Below are 18,506 nucleotides of genomic sequence, written 5' to 3'. Positions count from 1 at the left end.
GGTCCGCGCACCTGCTGGCTCCGCGCTCTTCGCGTTCGCCGCGATACTCATCGCGGGCCAGGACCAAAGACATGCCTGAACTGCCCGAACTGCACGCGGATCATCGGCGGCCTGTCCGTCGTCTACGGAATCATCGTGACGATCACCGGGATCACCGCCTCCGGACGGGGCCCGGGTTCACCGCGGTGGCTCGGACCCCGTCCCCGTGTCCGCGTCGTCGCCGGGCTCCGCGTACGCCGACACGGGGCGCTCGGCGCGGTCCAGGAGGCCCGTGCGCGCGGCGAGCGCGGCGGCCTCCAGGCGTGAGCCGACGCCCAGCTTCATCAGCACCCGCTGTACGTGCGTACGCGCCGTGCTCGGGGCGATCCCCATCCCGGCCGCGATCAGCCGGGTGTCCTCGCCGTCCGCCACCCGCACCAGGACCTCGACCTCGCGCGGCGTGAGCATCTGCAGCAGGCGCTGCCCCTCGTCGTCGGGTTGCGCGGCCGGATTCAGCAGCTCGCTGAAGGCGCCTTGCAGCAGCTGCGGCGCGACGGCGGCCTCCCCGGCGCGCGCCTTCATGATGGCGCGCTCCACTCCTTCGATGCGCTCGTCATGACGTACGTATCCGGAGGCGCCGGCGGCGAAGGCCGCGGCGATCCCGCGCGGGCTCGGCACCGGACCGAGCACCAGGACCTGCACCTGCGGCCGCTCCCGCTTGATCTTCACCACCGGGTCGAACATGCCCGGTTCGGCGGGAGTGGCCGTGCCCAGGAGGCAGACCTCGGGCGCTCTGCTGATCACCAGCTCGGCCGCGCCCGCCGCGGGCGCGGCCGCGGCGAGCACCCGGTGCCCGCGCAGCTTCAGCGCCGAGGCGAGTGCCTCGGCGAGCAGTCGGTGGTCGTCGACCACCATGAGCCGCACACCCATAGAAACCCCCCAGTTCCCGCAGGCCCCCCGGCCCTCCATCTTCCGGAAGCTACACGCTTGTTCGACGTTGCGCGCCCCCTACCCACCAGAAGCGGCCCGGAATGCCGAAATCCAGACCCTTCGGGGGCGGTGGGGAGTACGGGCGGGCGTGACGACGACGGCGGCCGCCCCCTCGTGCTCTTTCGAGGGGACGGCCGCCCTGCGTGGACCTGGGAACCTGTGACTACTTCGCGACGAAACCGAGCGCCACGTAGTCCTTCTCGTCCTTCGAGTAGGGCTTGCTCAGCAGCTTCTTGCCGAGGAACAGGCGCCCTTCGGAGTAGAGGAGTTCGTTCGACTTCGGGACCATGCCGCTGACCGCGTCGGTGACCGCCTCGGACGAGGGGGTCTCCAGGAGCTTGGTCTCCTTCATCGTCTTGCCGTCGAGCGAGACGACCTGCGCGCCCTTCTGGTAGCCGTGCGCCTTGTACGCGAGGACGTTGCCGCCGTCCATGCGGATCGGGAAGATCTCGCCGTTGTCGCCCGCGGTGGCGCGGTCGCTGGTGGACTTGCCGGTGGCCAGCGAGAAGGAGACGATCTCGTTCGTACGGTTGTAGCTCTCGCCGCTGCCGTCGTGCTGGCGGGTCGGGACGTACAGCCGGTCGTTGCCGACCGTGATCGCCCTGCACTCGTTGACCACGTTGACGCCGCAGTCGTGGTCGTACTTGCCGTCCTCCAGCGAGATCTTGGCGCGCAGCTTGCCGTTGCTGCCGAGGGAGAAGACGTCGGTGGCGCCGCTCGCCGTGATCTCGGTGGTGTCCTGGCCGAAGACGACCGGGTTCGTCGAGATGATCTTGGCGTTGTCGATGCCGTCGGCGAGCGGGTACGTCCACTTGTCGTCGCCGGTCTTCGGGTCCAGGAGCTGGACCTTCAGCTGCTCGTCGCCGTACGTGCCGCACTTGCGGACCGCGACCAGCTGGTCGCCGCCGGCGTAGCCGACGTCCTCGCACTTGCCGACCTTCGGCGTCCACAGGGACTTGCCGGTCACGTCCCAGGCGGCGCCGCCGCTGCTGGTGCCCGCGCCGGCGGCGATCGTGGTGCCGGAGATGGTGACTTCCTTGAACGTCGCCTTCACGCCGTTGGTGTCGACGCTCTCCGTCCAGAGCTTCTTGCCGGACTTCAGGTCAACCGCGGAAACGTTGGTGCACTGCTCGTAGTCACCCTTCTTGTTCCGCTTGGCCTCCTCGGTGACGATCGCCGCGATGCCGTCCTCGGTGGTCTCCCGCGACATGGCGCACGTCTGACCGGAGAGCGGGATCGACCACTTCTCCTTGCCGGTGTCCGGGTCGTAGCCGTTCAGTTCGTTGATGCCCGACTTGACGTAGGTGTCGTCGGTCAGCAGCGAACCGGTGGCCTGCCAGATCTGGTCCTTGGGGATCTCCGGCTGGGGCAGCTGCATGACCACCTTGGCCGACGGGTCGGCCGGGGCCTTCTCCTTGGCCGGGCCCGCGTCGGTCGGGGTGTCGCCGCCCCCGCCGCCCTTGCCCTTCTTGCCGCCGCCCTTGCCGTCGGAGTCCTGCGCGGTGTTCTTGGAGTCGTCGTCCTTCGACGAGGACGCGTACAGCACACCGCCACCGACGATCAGCGCGATCGCGACGACCGCCGCGACGATGATCGCCATCTGGCCGCTGAACTTCTTGCCGCCACCGGGGCCGGAGCCGCCGGGCTGCGGCTGCATCGGCATGGTGGGCGGCTGCTGGTAGCCCTGCTGGTACGCGGGCTGCTGCTGGTACGCGGGCTGCTGGTACTGCGGCTGGGCGGGCTGCGTCGGGTAGCCGTAGCTCTGCGGGGGCTGGGGTGCCTGGGGGTAGCCGTAGCCCGCCGGGGGCGCGGGCGGCGGGGCCTGCGGAGGCTGTCCCGGAGGTGCCGGGGGCATCGCGGGCGGCGGTGTCTGCGGGGCCTGCGGGGCGCCGAAACCACCGGCCGGGGGTTCCTGGGGCGCGCCGAAGCCGCCCTGCGGGGGCTCGTTCGGCGGCTGCTGCGGGGGCTGGGGCGGCTGGGTCATGACGTCGTCTATTCCTTGGGGACGCTGAGGGACGAGAGGGTGAACGGGGCGGCGGGGACGGTCACTTGCCGTAGGCGAGCATCAACTTCGCCTGGCCGGCGGTGCTGCCCGTCAAGCTGGTGGTCGAGATGTAGAAGCGCCCGTCCACGTAGTCGACGTCCTTCGAGTAGAAGCCGCTCTCGATCTGCGATGTGCCCTTCGGGTGCTGCAGAAGGGTCTTGGGCTTGTGGGAGCCGGACGTGGCGATGGAGACGACGCGGCCGCCGGAGTCGTACGACGGCTCGACGTACGCGATCAGCTCACCGTTCTCGATCTTCATCGGGAGTATCCGCTCGTCCAGCGGTGACTTGGTGCGCCAGGCCTCCTTGCCGGTGGCGAGGCTGATCGCGACGATCGCGTTGGCGCCCTTGTCGTCGGTCGGCAAGTAGAGGTACTTGTCGTCGTTCGTCACGCCCAGGCAGCCGCCCAGTGCGTTGTCGAGAACCGAAGTGCCGCACTCGGGGGCGAAGTTGTCCTTGGAGCTGACCTCGGAACGGGTCGTGTCGCTCTTCTCCTTCAGCACCGAGATGTTCCACTTCTTCTTGTCCTCGTTGCGGAGGTAGACGATCGTGGGGCTCGTGCCGTAGACCTTGCCGACGCGCCAGCCCTTGGGGAACTTCTTGGTCCACAGGGCCTTGCCGGTCTCCGTGTCGAGCTCCTGCAGCTCGTCGTGCTCGGTGGGAGTGCTTGCGCCGCAGGACAGCGCCATCAGGAGCTTGCCGTCACCGCCGGCGAACCCGCTGGGGAAGCAGGTGCCCTCGTCCTTCTTCTTCGCGACGAAGAGCTTCTTGCCGTCGCTCATCCGCAGCGCCGTGCCGGACTGGTCGCGGCCGACCATCAGCACATCGCCGACGAGGACCAGGTGGCTCTGCATGGAGAAGTCGAAGAGGCCCTCCTCCTTGACCGGCTTGCCCCAGCCCTTGCCGCCGGTCTTCAGATCGATGACCTGGAGCTGGTTGCACTTGGCGCTGCTCTTGGTGCCGTCCTTGTACGCGACGACGATCTTGCCGTCGTCGGTGGCGGTCGGCGTCGCGGCGCAGATCTTCTGCGGGAACTCGATCGGCTTCCAAGCGGCGTCGCCGCTCTGCGCGTTGTAGGCGTACAGCTCCTTGTACGCGGCCTTGACCACGGTGTCGCCCTCGACCCACATGCCCGGGGCGTCGCCGCCGGAACCGGGCACCTTGGGCGCCTCCTTGTACCAGAGGACCTTCGCCTCGCCGGGCCGGCGGCCTTCGTTGAGGTCTTCCTTGCCTTCGTTGCCGTCGCCGTCGCCGGTGCCGGGGTTGACGGGAGCGGATACGGAGGGCTTGGGATCCTTCTCCTTCGCCTCGGGCTTCTTCTCGCCCTCGTCGTCACCGCCGACGACGGCCCAGGTGACACCACCCGCGACGAGCAGCGCGGCCACGGCCGCGACGGCGATCACCAGAAGCTTCTTGCGCTTGCCGCCGTTGCCGCCGCCGGGGGCGCCGGGGCCCCCGGGGAACTGCGGCCGCGCCGGCGGCTGCTGCGGGTACCCGTACTGGGGCTGGGCTCCGTAGGGGCCGGGCTGCTGCGGCTGGCCGTAGGGGCCGGGCTGCGGTGGCTGACTTCCGTAGGGGCCGGACTGCGGTGGCTGACTTCCGTACGGGCCGGGCTGCTGTGGCTGGTTTCCGTACGGGCCGGGCTGCGGCGGCTGCGCGTACGGATTGTCGGCCGTGGGCGGCGGCGGGGTCTGCGGATATCCGTACCCCGGCTGCGGCTGCCCCGGCGGTGGCTGCTGGGGCCCCGGTGGTGGATCCTGCGGAGCTCCGAAACCGCCGTGCGGCGGCTGGTTGGGCGGCTGAGTCATCAGCGCTTCCCCCTTCACTGATTTTCGGCACGCCAAATGGTGCTCAGATCAGCCTTTCTATCACCCTGATGCCGTACAGGACGGGGCCGGTCCTGCCCCTGTTCCCAAGGGAGGACCGGCCCGTGATGCGTCCGTTACGCGAGCTCCACGGTAGCTCTACGCGTCCTCCGCCAGCTCCAGCCAGCGCATCTCCAACGCCTCGCGCTCGCCGATCAGTTCACGGAGCTGGGCGTCCCATTTGGCCACCTTCTCGAAGTCTGTGGAGTTATCAGCGATTTGGGCGTGCAGCTTGGACTCCTTTTCGGACACCTTGTCCAACTGCCGCTCGACCTTCTGCAGTTCCTTCTTCGCGGCGCGGGCATCCGCGGCGGACACCGTCTTCGCCGCGTCGCTCCGCGCGGGGGCGGGAGAAGGGGCCGACGCGGTGGCGGTTTCGGCCATCCGCCGACGCCGCTCCAGATACTCGTCGATGCCGCGCGGCAGCATCCGCATGGTGGCGTCGCCCAGGAGCGCGAAGACCTTGTCCGTGGTCCGCTCGACGAAGAACCGGTCGTGGGAGATCACGACCATGGACCCCGGCCACCCGTCGAGTACGTCTTCCAGCTGCGTCAGCGTCTCGATGTCCAGGTCGTTCGTCGGCTCGTCGAGGAAGAGGACGTTCGGCTCGTCCATCAGCAGCCGCAGCAGCTGCAGCCTGCGCCGCTCACCGCCGGACAGATCACCGACCGGCGTCCACTGCTTGTCCTTGTTGAACCCGAACGTCTCGCAGAGCTGGCCCGCGGTCATCTCCCGGCCCTTGCCGAGGTCGACGCGCTCACGCACCTGCTGCACCGCCTCCAGCACGCGCAGCGTCGGCTTCAGCTCGGCGACCTCCTGCGACAGGTAGGCCAACTTCACGGTCTTGCCGACGACCACCTTCCCGGCGGCGGGCTGCACCTCACCCTCGCTGCGCGCCGCGTCGGCCATGGCGCGGAGCAGCGAGGTCTTGCCCGCGCCGTTCACACCGACCAGACCGATGCGGTCACCGGGACCGAGGTGCCAGGTCAGATGCTTCAGCAGCAGCTTGGGCCCGGCCTGGACCGAGACATCCTCAAGATCGAATACGGTCCTGCCGAGCCGCGTCGTCGCGAACTTCATCAGCTCGCTGGTGTCCCGCGGCGGCGGCACGTCCGCGATCAGCTCGTTGGCCGCCTCGATGCGGAACTTCGGCTTGCTGGTGCGGGCCGGGGCGCCGCGGCGCAGCCACGCCAGCTCCTTGCGCATCAGGTTCTGCCGCTTGGTCTCCTCGGTGGCGGCGATGCGCTCACGCTCGGCGCGGGCGAAGACGTAATCGGAGTACCCGCCCTCGTACTCGAAGACGGACCCGCGCTGCACGTCCCACATGCGGGTGCACACCTGGTCGAGGAACCACCGGTCGTGCGTCACGCAGACCAGCGCCGAGCGCCGCGTCCGCAGATGCTCGGCCAGCCAGGCGATGCCCTCCACGTCGAGGTGGTTGGTCGGCTCGTCGAGGACGATCAGGTCCGGCTCGGCGATGAGCAGCTTGGCGAGCGCGATGCGGCGCCGCTCGCCGCCGGAGAGCGGACCGATGACGGTCTCAAGTCCCTGCGGGAAGCCCGGCAGGTCGAGCCCGCCGAAGAGCCCCGTCAGCACGTCCCTGATCTTGGCGCTGCCCGCCCACTCGTGGTCGGCGAGGTCACCGATGACCTCGTGCCGGACGGTTGCCTCCGGGTCGAGGGAGTCGTGCTGCGTCAGCACGCCGAGCCGCAGCCCTCCGCTGTGCGTGACGCGCCCGGTGTCCGCGTCCTCCAGCTTGGCGAGCATCCGGATCAGGGTGGTCTTCCCGTCGCCGTTGCGCCCCACGACGCCGATCCGGTCCCCCTCGGACACGCCGAGTGAGACGCCGTCGAGCAGGGCACGGGTGCCGTACACCTTGCTGACTGCCTCGACATTGACCAGATTGACGGCCATTAACGCTCCTGAGAGGGGGGACGATCGATCCTCCAGCGTAGTCGCCCGCGGGGACGGGCCGTCGGCCTCTCTGCGGGTACCGGCTCGCTCACGCTTTGTGATGACGGTTCGAGGAAAGCGCGGCTACCGTGGAGACGCAGGCCGAAGAATCCCGGCCATGGGAGGAACCATGACCGCCGAGCCGATTTCCGAGATCTCCGAGCCGGTGTCCGGGCCCCGATGGCCGGTGCCGCCGCCGGAGGGCTGGACCGTGGACGACCTGCACACGCTGCCCGACCTCCCGCCGCACACTGAGTTGATCGACGGGAGCTTGATCTTCGTGAGTCCGCCACGCCTGTTCCACAGCCTCGCCATCGATCTGCTGGTGAACGGGCTCCGCAGCAGCGTGCCGACGGAGATGCGGGTGAGTCGGGAGATGACCGTCGTCCTCGACCGTCGCAACGGCCCCGAGCCGGACATCTCCGTCGTCCGCAAGGAAGCCGTCAAGAGCCGCGATCAGACGTCCTTCCCCGCCGCCGACGTCCTTCTTGCCGTGGAAGTCGTCTCCCCCGACTCGGAGGCACGCGACCGGGACGCCAAGCCGCTCAAGTACGCCGCTGCCGGTATCCGCCACTTCTGGCTGGTGGAGATGGCGGGCCAGGACGATCACCCTGTCGTCCAGGTCTACGAACTCGGCACGGTGTCCGGTACGTACGCCCTGACCGGCATCTATCACGACCGCCTCAAGGTCTCCGTGCCCTTCGACATCGACATCGACCTCAAGGGCATCGACGACCTGTGAGGACGGCGGCGCCCCGCCCCGCCCGCTCCACCAGCAGCCACCCCGCCAGCGCCATCGCCACCGCCGCCGGTGCCGTCACATGGACGGCGATCAGCATCGCCGTACGCCCCTCCAACAGGCCCCCGAAGCCGACCATCGACAGGCCGAGCACCCCGAAGAGGCAGAGGGTGACGCCAAGGGCCGCGGTCGGGCCGGAGGCGGCTCCCGGCGTACCGGCCTCCCTCGCCGCGCCGGGGCGTTCGAAGCGACGGAAGGCCGCCACGAGCGCCGCCGTCAAGGCCGCCGCCAGCGCCATCCGCAGCGGCACCTGCGCCCACCACGCGGCGCTCGCTGGCTCCGGGAGCGGGACGTCGAGGGCGAGCATCATCCCGTACACGCCGAGCATCGCCGTCAGGTGCCACAGGAACGCCGTCATGGAGATGCCGTTCGCCGCCACCACGCCGCGCCACACCCGCGGCCTCGCCAGCCAACGCGTCGCCGGGCCCCGCAGCAGTTCCACCGCGCCGACCAGCCACAGGCCGTGGCAGAGCAGGACGAAGGTGGGCGGTGCCATGTTCGAGACGCGCTCGCCGGGCATGCCGACCATGGAGAGGGGATAGGGGCCGAGGGCGACCAGGAGCGAGGCGCCCGCCAGGCCCGCGCCCGCCAGGACGTACGGGAGCCGCAGTCGGCCGTCCGCGCGCAGGAAGCCGAGCTGGTGCACCGCGAGCCAGACGAAGGCGAAGTTCAGGAACTCGACGTAGGGCACGTCCAGTGCGAAGCGCGCCACGTCCACCGCGCCCGCCGCCGCCACGAGCGCGCCGAACGCGCCCCAGCCCCACCGCTCGTGCAGCCGCAGCAGCGGCGGCGTGAAGGCGACCATCGCCAGATAGATGCCGATGAACCACAGCGGCTGGGCGACCAGGCGGAGTGCGATGTCGAGGAGGCCGCCGCCCTGACCGAGGAGCTGCAGGACCAGCGCGCCCGCGCCCCACACCCCTATGAACACCATGGTGGGGCGCAGCAGCCTCTGGAGGCGCGCCCGGAGGAAGGCGGAGTAGATCGATCCGCCCTCGGGTCCGCCCTCGGGTCCGCCCTCGGACCTGCGGCTCAGTGAGCGGTACGACAGTGCGTGCGAGAAGCCGCCGACGAAGAAGAACACCGGCATGATCTGCATCGCCCAGGTGAGGAGTTGCAGCTCCGGCACGACGGCGAGGAGGTTGCCGACCTCGGCGCGGCCGTCTTCGCCGACGGTCACGGCCGCCATCAGCCAGTGCCCGAGGACGACCGTGCCCAGCGAGGCGACCCGCAGCAGGTCGATGTACCGGTCACGCCCGGAGGGCGTCTTCTCGGCCAGTTCGCGAACGCTTGATCCCATGGACGTACGGTCGCGCGCCGCGCCGTCCGCGCGTCAGCGTGCCCGTACTCAGATTCGCGTCTGAGTACTCAGAGCAGCGTGGCGCCCGGAGCGGGCGACTGCGCCACGCGTGCCGTGCGGCAGGTGCCGGAGGCCGTCAGCGCGTCGGCCACCTCGCGTGCGGAGGCGGCCTCGGCCGTGAGGAACGCCGTTGTCGGGCCGGAGCCGGAGACCAGCGCGGCGAGGGCGCCCGCCGCGGTGCCGGCCGCGAGGGTGTCGTGGAGTGAGGGGAAGAGGGAGAGGGCGGCCGGCTGGAGGTCGTTGGTGACCGTGGCGGCGAGGGCCTCGACGTCGCCCTTGCGCAGGGCGGCGAGCAGTGCGGGGGACGCCTCGGGGGCGGGGGCGGCCGGGGTGAGCCGGTCGAACTCGCGGTACACGGCCGGTGTGGAGAGCCCTCCGTCGGCGACGGCGAAGACCCAGTGGAAGTCGCCCCCGACCTCCAGCGGCTGAAGCCTCTCGCCGCGCCCGGTGCCGAGCGCGGCGCCGCCCACCAGGCTGAACGGCACATCACTGCCCAACTCGGCGCAGATGTCCAGCAGCTCCTCGCGGGAGGCCCCCGTGCCCCACAGCGCGTCGCACGCCACGAGCGCGCCCGCGCCGTCCGCGCTGCCGCCCGCCATGCCGCCCGCCACGGGGATGTCCTTGGCGATGTGGAGGTGGACGTCGGGGGAGATGCCGTACCGGGCGGCGAGGAGTTCGGCGGCGCGGGCGGCCAGGTTCGCGCGGTCCAGCGGTACTTGGTCGGAGCCGGGGCCCTCGCAGGTGATCCGGAGCCCGTCGGCGGGCGTGACCGTGACCTCGTCGTAGAGGCCCACGGCGAGGAAGACGTTGGCCAGGTCGTGGAAGCCGTCGGCGCGTGCGGCGCCCACCGCGAGCTGGACGTTGACCTTCGCGGGAACCCGTACCGTCACGCTCACGCGGCGGCCTCCTTGTGCTCGGCGATGCGGGCGAACTCCTCCACGGTCAGCGCCTCGCCGCGTGCCTGGGGCGAGACCCCGGCGGCGACCAGGGCGGCCTCCGCGGCGGCCGCGGAACCCGCCCAGCCGGACAGGGCGGCCCGCAGCGTCTTCCTGCGCTGCGCGAAGGCGGCGTCGACGACCGCGAACACCTCGCGCTTCGAGGCGCTGGTCCGCACCGGCTCGGTGCGGCGCACCAGCGAGACGAGACCCGAGTCGACGTTCGGGGCGGGCCAGAAGACGTTGCGGCCGATGGAGCCGGCGCGCTTCACCTCGGCGTACCAGTTGGCCTTCACGGACGGTACGCCGTACACCTTCGAGCCCGGTGCGGCGGCGAGCCGGTCGGCGACCTCGGCCTGCACCATCACGAGCGTGCGCTCGATGGTCGGGAAGGTGGCGAGCATGTGCAGCAGTACGGGTACGGCGACGTTGTACGGGAGATTCGCGACCAGGGCGGTCGGGGCGGGGCCGGGCAGCTCGCCCACGAGCATGGCGTCGCTGTGCACCAGTGCGAAGGAGCCGGTCTTCTGGGGGAGGCGGGCCTCGATGGTCGCGGGCAGCGCGGCGGCGAGTACGTCGTCGATCTCCACGGCCGTGACGTGGGCGGCGCTCTCCAGCAGGGCCAGGGTCAGGGACCCGAGGCCCGGGCCCACCTCGACGACGACGTCGTCCGGACCTACCCCCGCGGTGCGGACGATGCGCCGTACGGTGTTGGCGTCGATGACGAAGTTCTGGCCGCGCTGCTTGGTGGGGCGTACGCCCAGGGCAGCGGCCAGTTCGCGGATGTCGGCGGGGCCGAGGAGGGCGCCGTGCTCAGTGCTCACCGCACCAGGTTACGGTGCTGTGACTGGCCCCTGGGCCTCGTGCGGTCTCGCCTGCGGCGCCTGTCCCGCCGCTTCGCGGCGGATGTCTCCCACCCACCCACCCGTTTGCCCCGCGTTGGTGCGTGGGCGTAGGGGCGGGGGGTGGGCTGCCCCGCGTTGGTGCGTGGGCGTAGGGGCGGGGATCCCCGCGGATGGCGGTTCGGGGGGTTAGCCGTGGAGGCGGCGGCCGCAGTGGGGCCAGGGGGTCGCGCCTCGCTGGACGTACAGTTTCTTCGCGCGGAAGGTCTGTTCCGATGGTGGGGCGTCCTGGGGGCGGCCCGAGCCGCCCATGCTCTGCCATGTCCTCGTGTCGAACTGGTAGAGCCCGCCATACGTGCCCGAGGCGTCGACCGCGCCGGGGCGGCCGCCCGACTCGCAGCGGGCGAGCGAGGACCAGTCGAGGCCCTCCGCGCCGGCCACCGACGACGGCATCTGCTTCGTACCGACCTTCACGATCCGGTTGCGGGGCTCCTGCACCACCTCGGAGCCGAGCCGCCGCGGCTTCTGCCTGACGCCGTTGACGGTGCGCACCGCGTACGTGATGCGCCGGACGCCCTGCCGTCCGGTCTGCACGACGACCTCCGTGCCGCGGAACAGTGTCGCGTCCGGCGTCTTCTCCACGGCGAAGGGGATGGCCTCCTCCCGCACCTCCTTCGACCCGGTGATCCGCATGACGGTGACCGTCTGTCCGTCGCGCGGGAAGCTGTCGGGCGCCACCGACGTGGTGTCCTGCCCCCGCAGCGTGACCCCGGCCTCCTCGACGGCCTCCCGCACGGTCGCCGCGTTCGTGCGGATGGTCCGCTCCCGCCCGTCCGCCATGACCGTGACGGTGCGTTCCGTGCGGACGGCGAGGTCGAGCCCGGCGCGGCCGATGCGCCGGCTGCGCGAGGCCGACACATGCGCGCCCTCCGCGCGCACCCCGAGCTGGCGCAGGGCGCCGTTGACGGTGCGGGCCGTCGTCCACACCTGGCGCCACTCGCCGTCGAGGGTGAGCCGGACCGGCCGGCCGTAACGGACGGCGATCTCGTCGCCGCTGGCCAGGGCGGTGCCCGCGGCGGGCGCGACGAGGTCGTGGGCGCCGACGGGGATGCCCTCGTCGGCCAGGAGTTCACTGACGTCGTCGGCGAAGGTGTGCAGGGTGCGGGGCTCGCCGTCGACGTTGAGCCGCACGGTCTTGTCGTCGGCGACGAACGCGGAGGTGCCGCCCGCGAGGAAGGCGACGACGAGCGCCTGCGGCACGAGGCGCCGCAACACCTCGGACCGCTCAAGGGGCTCCGGTCTGGAGTCCCTGGGAGGTGCCCTGAACACCTTGCGGCGCGCCGCCCGCCGCGCCGCGGCCCGCCCGCCACCGGTAGCGGCGGTAGCGGCGGTAGTCGTCTGCCGGGGGTGGGGGAAGCCGCCCTGGGACTCGGGCGGGGCGTACGTCTGGCCGTACGCCTGGCCATACGGGTGGCCGTATCCCTGGCCGTACGCGTGGCCATACGGGACGGTCGGCTCATACGCCGTTTCATGCGGCGCCGCATACGGCGCTTCATACGTCTCGTACTGCGAACTGCTCACGATGACGCTCCAGGGGTCCGGACCGGGCGGACAGAACCTAGCGGAGCTTTCGTCACTCTCCAAAGTCGTACGGCTACGTTGTGTCGCGATATCGGGGGCTTTAGTACCTCACCAACGCTTCGTCAACGCTTCGTCTCAGTAATCGAAGGCGCGCGCCGTGTTCGCCGCGACCGCCTCGGCCATGGCGTCCTCCTCGATACCGCGGACCTCCGCCATGGCGCGCAACGTGACCGGAATGAGATACGGCGCGTTGGGCCGCCCGCGGTAGGGAGCAGGGGTGAGGAACGGCGCGTCCGTCTCCACCAGTACGAGTCCGAGCGGCGCGACGGCCAGCGCGTCCCGCAGGCCCTGCGCGTTCTTGAACGTGACGTTTCCCGCGAACGACATGAAGTAGCCGCGCTCCGCGCAGACTTGGGCCATCGCCGCGTCGCCGGAGTAGCAGTGGAAGACGGTGCGCTCGGGGGCGCCCTCCTCCTTCAGGACGCGCAGCACGTCCTCGTGGGCCTCGCGGTCGTGGATGACGAGCGCCTTGCCGTGCCGCTTGGCGATCTCGATGTGGGCGCGGAAGGACCGCTCCTGGGCGGCCATGCCCTCCGGTCCGGTGCGGAAGTAGTCGAGGCCGGTCTCGCCGACGCCCTTGACGTGCTCCAGCGCGGCGAGCCGGTCGATCTCGGCGAGCGCCTCGTCGAGCGCGGCCTCGCCGCCCGCCTCGCGCGCGCCCTGCCGGGACCAGCCGTCTGGGTCGCCGAGCACGATGCGCGGCGCCTCGTTGGGGTGGAGGGCGACGGCCGCGTGCACGCGGTCGTGCTCGGCGGCGGTGCGCGCCGCCCACTGGGAACCCCGGATGTCGCAGCCGACCTGGACGACCGTCTCCACGCCCACGGAGGCGGCCTTGGCGAGGGCCTCCTCCACCGTGCCCGACTGCATGTCGAGGTGGGTGTGGGAGTCGGCGACCGCCACCCGGAGCGGTTCGGGCAGGGGCGGCGGCGCGTCGGCGTTCGTGTCGGCGTTCTTCGAAGGCATACCCCGATCCTACGAAGCGTCGGCCCACCACGGATCGGGGCGGCGGCTCACCGCGCCTTGCGGTGCTGGAAGGGGTGCAGCAGGTCGGACAGGTGCCAGTGGTGCCGGTGCCCGCTTCCGCCGGCGACCGGCACCGGCACCGGCCCCGCCGGCTTCCCCACCCGGCCGCCCTCGTACTGGCGCCGCATCATGTCGAGCACCGACGACACCTGGCCCGCGCGCATGATCCGCACGACATGGCCGCCGCAGTTCAGGCAGGTCGGGCGGGAGAGCGGCGAGGGCACGTGGAGGCCGTCCGCCCGGTACATCACGAATTCGTGGCCCGAGGTGTCCACGTGATGCTCGATCTCGTACGACTGTTCCCAGCCGTGCCCGCAGCGCATGCAGGCGAAGGCGTAGGACTCATGAACGACATTCAGCGCCGTCCGGGGGTGGCCGGTGTCCGCGATCTCACTCATGCCGCTGCTCCTCTTGTCCGAGGGACAGGCACTTGTCCGAGGGACAAGCTCCACCGTCCCTTCGACCAGTGGACGCCTTTCCCGGAGCGAGCGCATCAGACCTGTCGAGCGTTGAAGCCGATTTGGCCATTCCTTAGGAAAAGGGCCTGGTGCGCGGCCCACACTTTGCCTTTCACGATAGTCCTTTGCCCTCCGATGGGCTGCCCTGATCCGCATTCTTTGCCGCGACGACGGCATCGAACACCTCGCGCTTGGGAACGCCCGCGTCGGCGGCGACCGCGGCGATCGCCTCCTTGCGCCGCTCCCCCGCCTCCTCGCGCACACGCACCCTGCGCACCAGCTCGTCGGGGCCCAGTTCGCCGGCGCTCTTCTCGGGGGCTCCCTCGACGACGACGGTGATCTCACCGCGTACGCCGTCGGCGGCCCACTCGGCCAGCTCCTTCAGCGAACCGCGCTTGACCTCTTCGTACGTCTTGGTCAGCTCGCGGCAGACCGCGGCCCTGCGCTCGTCGCCGAACGCCTCGGCCATCGCGGTGAGCGTGTCGTCGATGCGGTGCGGGGCCTCGAAGTAGACGAGCGTCCTGCGGTCCTCGGCGACCTCCTTCAGGCGCGAGAGCCGCTCGCCCGCCTTGCGCGGCAGGAAGCCCTCGAAGCAGAAGCGGTCGACCGGCAGGCCGGACAGGGCGAGCGCGGTGAGCACGGCCGACGGGCCGGGTACGGCGGTCACCTTGATGTCCCGTTCCACGGCGGCCGCGACCAGGCGGTAGCCGGGGTCGGAGACCGACGGCATCCCGGCGTCCGTCACGAGCAGGACGCGCGCGCCGCCCGCGAGGGCTTCGACGAGTTCGGGCGTGCGTGCGGTCTCGTTGCCCTCGAAGTAGGAGACGACGCGGCCGCCGACCTGCACACCGAGCGCCTGGGTGAGCCGGCGCAGGCGCCGTGTGTCCTCGGCGGCGACGACGTCGGCCGACGCCAGCTCGGCGGCGAGGCGCGGCGGCGCGTCGGCGACATCGCCGATGGGAGTGCCTGCCAACACGAGGGTTCCGGGGGAATCTGCGCTTCCTGTCACGGCTCCATCCTCGCAGGGCCCCCGGGCGGGACTCGCACAGTCCGGGCCACGGGCAGGACTCGCACAGTCTGGTTCCCTACGATGGCGCGGTGACCAGTACCGCGTCTTCCCCGGACACCCGCGAGGGCCAGGCAGCCGAGGAGCAGCAGCCCCCCTGGCAGCGGCGGCTGCGCCGATTCGGCCATGTGGCGCGGCCCGGAGAAGACGTCGGGGCGCGGCTGGTGCCCCCGTACACGGAGCCCGGTCCCCGGCTGTGGACGACGCTCGGCCTCTCGAAGGCCGCCGCCGGCCAGGTGGTGCGCTGGTCGGCCTGGATCGGCCCGCTGCTGATCACGCTGGTCGCCGGGGTGACCCGGTTCTGGGATCTCGGCAATCCGAAGGCCGTCATATTCGACGAGACGTACTACGCGAAGGACGCCTGGGCGCTCATCCACCGCGGCTTCGAGGTCAACTGGCCGGACAAGATCAACGACGATGTGCTGCGGCAGGGCGGCGACATCGCGATCCCGCACGACGCGGCGTACGTGGTGCATCCGCCGGTCGGCAAGTATGTGATCGGCGCGGGCGAGTGGCTGTTCGGCTTCGACCCGTTCGGCTGGCGGTTCATGACGGCGGTGCTCGGCACGCTGTCGGTCCTGATGCTGTGCCGGATCGGGCGGCGGCTGTTCCGCTCCACGTTCCTGGGGTGTCTGGCGGGCGCGCTGCTCGCCGTGGACGGCCTGCACTTCGTGATGAGCCGCACCGCGCTGCTCGACCAGGTCCTGATGTTCTTCGTGCTGGCCGCCTTCGGGTGCTTCCTGATCGACCGGGACAAGGCGCGGGCGAGACTGGCGGCGGCGCTTTCGGTGGACGAGGACGGTGTCGTACGCCCTGACGCCCACGTCGCCGAAACGGTGCGCCTGGGGTGGCGGCCGTGGCGGTGGGCGGCCGGGCTCTGCCTGGGGCTGGCCTTCGGTACGAAGTGGAACGGCCTGTACGTCATGGTCTTCCTCTGCCTGATGACCGTCTTGTGGGACGTCGGCGCGCGCCGCGTCGCCGGGGCGGTGCGGCCCTACCGCGCGGTCCTGAAGCGGGACGTGCTCCCGGCGTTCGTGTCGACGGTGCCGGTGGCCCTCGCGACGTACGTCGTGTCGTGGCTCGGCTGGATCCTTTCGCCGACGGACGGCTCCGGCGGCTACTACCGCGACTGGGCGGCGACGAGCGGGCGCGGCGGCAGCTGGACGTGGCTGCCGGACTGGGTGCGCAGCCTGTGGCATTACGAGCACGCGGTGTACGAGTTCCACGTGGGTCTCTCCTCGCCGCACACCTACCAGTCCAACCCCTGGAGCTGGATCGTCGACGGCCGCCCCGTCTCGTACTTCTACGAGTCGCCGCTGCCCGGCAAGGACGGCTGCCCCGCCGGCACGACCGAGAAGTGCGCCCGTGAGGTCCTCGCGCTCGGCACCCCGCTGCTGTGGTGGGTCGCGGCGTTCGCGCTGCTCTACGTCCTGTGGCGGTGGGCGTTCCGGCGCGACTGGCGGGCGGGCGCGATCCTGTGCGGGGTGCTCGCGGGCTATCTGCCCTGGTTCTTCTACCAGGAGCGGACGATCTTCTACTTCTACGCGGTCGTCTTCGTGCCGTTCCTCTGTCTCGCCGTGGCGATGCTGATCGGCGCGGTGCTGGGGCCGGCGGGGTCCAGTGAGCGGCGCCGGGTGGCGGGAGCCGCGGCGTCGGGTGTCGTCGTCCTGCTCATCTTCTGGAACTTCATCTACTTCTGGCCCATTTACACCGGCACCGCGATCCCCATCGATTCCTGGCGGTCCCGGATGTGGCTCGATACGTGGGTGTAGTGGCGCGGTTCTGGACGCCTCCCCATAAGGTGCCGGACGAATGACCTTCCCGGACTCTCCTTTCGGGAAGGCTCCTGGGGAGGGGGCGCATCGTGCGCAAGGGAGCAAAGGCCGCTCTGGTCGGCGGGGTCTTCGCCGTCATGGTGGGGGGCGCCGGTTATGGCACGTACAACTTGGTGAACGGCGTGACCGGTGGCGGCGGTTCGCCGGGGGCGGGTCCGGCTCCGGTGAGGACCGGGCCGCCCAGCAGCGGTGAGGTCCGGGAGACCACGCGGAAGTTCCTCGCGGCGTGGGCCGACGGTGATGTCCGGCGGGCGGCGGCGTACACGAACAACGACGCGGCGGCCTCGCGCGCCCTGACCGGCTACCGCGACGACGCGCGTCTGACGGAGGTGAAGCTCACCCCGAAGCAGGCGTCCGGCACGCGCGTGCCGTTCTCCGTCTCCGCCACGGTGTCGTACAAGGGGAAGAGCAAGCCCTTCGCCTACGACTCCCGGCTGACCGTGGTGCGGGGCGAGAGCACGGGGCGCGCGCTCGTCGACTGGTCGGAGGCCGTCCTGTACCCCTCCCTGGAGGAGGGCGACACCCTGGTGACGGGCGAGGCCGCGGCGCCGCCCATCCAGGCGGTGGACCGCGCGGGCGCCGTCCTGCGCGAGAAGGAGTACCCCTCGCTGGGCCCGGTCCTGGACGAGCTGCGGGCGAAGTACGGGGAGAGCGCGGGCGGCACGGCCGGCGTGGAGCTGTACGTCCAGCACGCCGACGAGGACGCGGGGACGCGCACGCTGCTCACCCTCGCCAAGGGCAGGCCGGGCAAGCTGCGCACGACGCTCAGCGCGGGCGTGCAGAAGGCGGCGGAGCGGGCGGTCCTGCGGTACGACGACTCGTCGGTGGTGGCGGTGAAGCCGAGCACCGGCGAGGTGCTCGCGGTCGCCAACAACCGCGAGGACGCCTGGAACGCGGCGTTCCTCGGCAAGGTGGCGCCCGGCTCGACGATGAAGATCGTGTCGGCGGCGATGCTCATCGACAAGGGCGTCACCAAGGCGGGCGGCGCCGCGCCGTGTCCGGCCACCGCGACCTGGCAGAGCCAGACCTTCCCCAACCTCAAGGGCATGGCACCGAACGAGTCCGCGACGTTCTCGGAGAGCTTCGCGCGCTCCTGCAACACCGCGTTCGTGAAGCTCGTCGACGAGGACGGCCTCACGGACGCCTCCCTCACCGAGGAGGCGCAGAACGGCTTCGGCCTCGGCCGGGGCAACTGGAAGGTCGGCGTCCCCTCCTTCGACGGCGCCGTCCCGGCCTCCCCGGGCCCCGACCGCGCGGCCAACGCCATCGGCCAGGGCAAGGTCCAGATGAACCCGCTGAACATGGCGTCGGTCACGGCGACCGCGATGACGGGCACGTTCCGGCAGCCGGTGATCGTGCCGAGGTCCCTCGACGGCCGTGAACTGGCCACCGCCCGCGGTCTGCCCGCCTCCACCGTCGCGCAGCTGCGCCAGATGATGCACCGCACGGCGGTCAGCGGCACCGGGGCGCGGACCATGGCGAGCCTCACCGGGGACATCGGCGCGAAGACCGGGTCGGCGGAGGTGGACGGCCGGGCGGAGTCCGACAGCTGGTTCACCGGCTACCGGGGCGATGTGGCGGCCGCCGCGATGACGCAGCAGGGCGGGCACGGCGGCGACGCGGCCGGGCCGATCGTCGCGGACGTACTGCGCGCGGGGTAGAGGGCACATCGGGGCACATCGGTCGGGGGCGCAGGGTAGATGGCCCGTGGGACAGG

At 71.1% G+C, this 18,506-nt stretch carries 14 protein-coding genes; 3 read left to right on the top strand and 11 right to left on the bottom strand.

The features are described 5' to 3' along the window. Window positions 1–177 precede the first annotated feature (177 nt). The 4 genes from ACWDZ7_RS15355 to ACWDZ7_RS15340 form a co-directional block, all read right to left on the bottom strand. Window positions 178–909: a helix-turn-helix transcriptional regulator gene (locus ACWDZ7_RS15355; RefSeq protein WP_451797275.1), complete on the bottom strand. Its 732-nt coding sequence runs from the start codon at window positions 907–909 to the stop codon at window positions 178–180. A 223-nt stretch (window positions 910–1,132) separates the two neighbouring features. After that, window positions 1,133–2,953, bottom strand: a complete 1,821-nt coding sequence (locus tag ACWDZ7_RS15350) for an outer membrane protein assembly factor BamB family protein (protein ID WP_451797273.1) — start codon at window positions 2,951–2,953, stop codon at window positions 1,133–1,135. 61 nt (window positions 2,954–3,014) lie between these two features. Next, window positions 3,015–4,820 (bottom strand): outer membrane protein assembly factor BamB family protein, encoded by a 1,806-nt coding sequence (locus tag ACWDZ7_RS15345; RefSeq protein WP_451797272.1) that lies wholly within the window; start codon window positions 4,818–4,820, stop codon window positions 3,015–3,017. Window positions 4,821–4,976: 156 nt separating this feature from the next. Further along, a complete protein-coding gene (locus tag ACWDZ7_RS15340) occupies window positions 4,977–6,791 on the bottom strand; it encodes an ABC-F family ATP-binding cassette domain-containing protein (protein WP_451797270.1) in 1,815 nt (604 codons plus the stop codon). A gap of 157 nt (window positions 6,792–6,948) precedes the next feature. Here ACWDZ7_RS15340 and ACWDZ7_RS15335 point away from each other — a divergent pair, with 157 nt between their 5' ends. Further along, a complete protein-coding gene (locus tag ACWDZ7_RS15335) occupies window positions 6,949–7,572 on the top strand; it encodes a Uma2 family endonuclease (RefSeq protein ID WP_451797268.1) in 624 nt (207 codons plus the stop codon). Here ACWDZ7_RS15335 and ACWDZ7_RS15330 read toward each other — a convergent pair. The 7 genes from ACWDZ7_RS15330 to rsmI all read right to left on the bottom strand — a co-directional run bounded on the left by ACWDZ7_RS15330 (window position 7,550) and on the right by rsmI (window position 14,897). Further along, window positions 7,550–8,929 (bottom strand): acyltransferase family protein, encoded by a 1,380-nt coding sequence (locus tag ACWDZ7_RS15330; RefSeq protein ID WP_451797267.1) that lies wholly within the window; start codon window positions 8,927–8,929, stop codon window positions 7,550–7,552. The genes ACWDZ7_RS15335 and ACWDZ7_RS15330 overlap by 23 nt on opposite strands. A 68-nt stretch (window positions 8,930–8,997) precedes the next feature. Beyond that, window positions 8,998–9,885 carry a 4-(cytidine 5'-diphospho)-2-C-methyl-D-erythritol kinase gene (locus tag ACWDZ7_RS15325; RefSeq protein ID WP_451797266.1) on the bottom strand — a complete coding sequence of 296 codons (888 nt, stop codon included), beginning with the start codon at window positions 9,883–9,885 and terminating at the stop codon, window positions 8,998–9,000. Further along, window positions 9,882–10,748 (bottom strand): 16S rRNA (adenine(1518)-N(6)/adenine(1519)-N(6))-dimethyltransferase RsmA, encoded by an 867-nt coding sequence (rsmA, locus tag ACWDZ7_RS15320; protein ID WP_451797265.1) that lies wholly within the window; start codon window positions 10,746–10,748, stop codon window positions 9,882–9,884. The genes ACWDZ7_RS15325 and rsmA overlap by 4 nt, the downstream gene beginning before the upstream one ends. Window positions 10,749–10,955: 207 nt before the next feature. Next, window positions 10,956–12,347: a ubiquitin-like domain-containing protein gene (locus tag ACWDZ7_RS15315; RefSeq protein WP_451797264.1), complete on the bottom strand. Its 1,392-nt coding sequence runs from the start codon at window positions 12,345–12,347 to the stop codon at window positions 10,956–10,958. A gap of 135 nt (window positions 12,348–12,482) precedes the next feature. Continuing rightward, on the bottom strand, window positions 12,483–13,370 hold the full coding sequence (locus ACWDZ7_RS15310; RefSeq protein ID WP_451797262.1) for a TatD family hydrolase: 888 nt from the start codon (window positions 13,368–13,370) through the stop codon (window positions 12,483–12,485). Window positions 13,371–13,417: 47 nt separating this feature from the next. Continuing rightward, entirely contained in the window at window positions 13,418–13,828 is a 411-nt protein-coding gene (locus ACWDZ7_RS15305) for a hypothetical protein (protein WP_451797260.1), read from the bottom strand. Between the two features lie 172 nt (window positions 13,829–14,000). Continuing rightward, the gene (rsmI, locus tag ACWDZ7_RS15300) at window positions 14,001–14,897 is read right to left on the bottom strand and encodes a 16S rRNA (cytidine(1402)-2'-O)-methyltransferase (RefSeq protein ID WP_451797259.1); all 897 of its coding nucleotides are present in this window, start codon (window positions 14,895–14,897) and stop codon (window positions 14,001–14,003) included. 89 nt (window positions 14,898–14,986) lie between these two features. On the opposite strand from rsmI, the gene ACWDZ7_RS15295 reads away from it, so the two are divergent. Both ACWDZ7_RS15295 and ACWDZ7_RS15290 read left to right on the top strand, forming a co-directional pair. After that, entirely contained in the window at window positions 14,987–16,726 is a 1,740-nt protein-coding gene (locus ACWDZ7_RS15295) for a dolichyl-phosphate-mannose--protein mannosyltransferase (RefSeq protein ID WP_451797258.1), read from the top strand. A 92-nt stretch (window positions 16,727–16,818) separates the two neighbouring features. Further along, window positions 16,819–18,450 carry a penicillin-binding transpeptidase domain-containing protein gene (locus tag ACWDZ7_RS15290; RefSeq protein ID WP_451797256.1) on the top strand — a complete coding sequence of 544 codons (1,632 nt, stop codon included), beginning with the start codon at window positions 16,819–16,821 and terminating at the stop codon, window positions 18,448–18,450. The last annotated feature ends 56 nt before the right edge of the window (window positions 18,451–18,506 follow it).

Source organism: Streptomyces sp. NPDC003032, assembly GCF_053591415.1.
The sequence above is the reverse complement of the archived record's forward strand: the minus strand, read 5'-3'. Positions and strand labels throughout refer to the sequence as shown.

Excerpts from the sequence above, each read along its gene's own strand:
- ACWDZ7_RS15310 (WP_451797262.1), bottom strand. The coding sequence starts at position 13,370 with ATGCCTTCGAAGAACGCCGACACGAACGCCGACGCGCCGCCGCCCCTG.
- ACWDZ7_RS15305 (WP_451797260.1), bottom strand. The coding sequence starts at position 13,828 with ATGAGTGAGATCGCGGACACCGGCCACCCCCGGACGGCGCTGAATGTC.
- ACWDZ7_RS15340 (WP_451797270.1), bottom strand. The coding sequence starts at position 6,791 with ATGGCCGTCAATCTGGTCAATGTCGAGGCAGTCAGCAAGGTGTACGGC.
- ACWDZ7_RS15355 (WP_451797275.1), bottom strand. The coding sequence starts at position 909 with ATGGGTGTGCGGCTCATGGTGGTCGACGACCACCGACTGCTCGCCGAG.
- ACWDZ7_RS15335 (WP_451797268.1), top strand. The coding sequence starts at position 6,949 with ATGGGAGGAACCATGACCGCCGAGCCGATTTCCGAGATCTCCGAGCCG.
- ACWDZ7_RS15350 (WP_451797273.1), bottom strand. The coding sequence starts at position 2,953 with ATGACCCAGCCGCCCCAGCCCCCGCAGCAGCCGCCGAACGAGCCCCCG.
- ACWDZ7_RS15330 (WP_451797267.1), bottom strand. The coding sequence starts at position 8,929 with ATGGGATCAAGCGTTCGCGAACTGGCCGAGAAGACGCCCTCCGGGCGT.
- ACWDZ7_RS15345 (WP_451797272.1), bottom strand. The coding sequence starts at position 4,820 with ATGACTCAGCCGCCCAACCAGCCGCCGCACGGCGGTTTCGGAGCTCCG.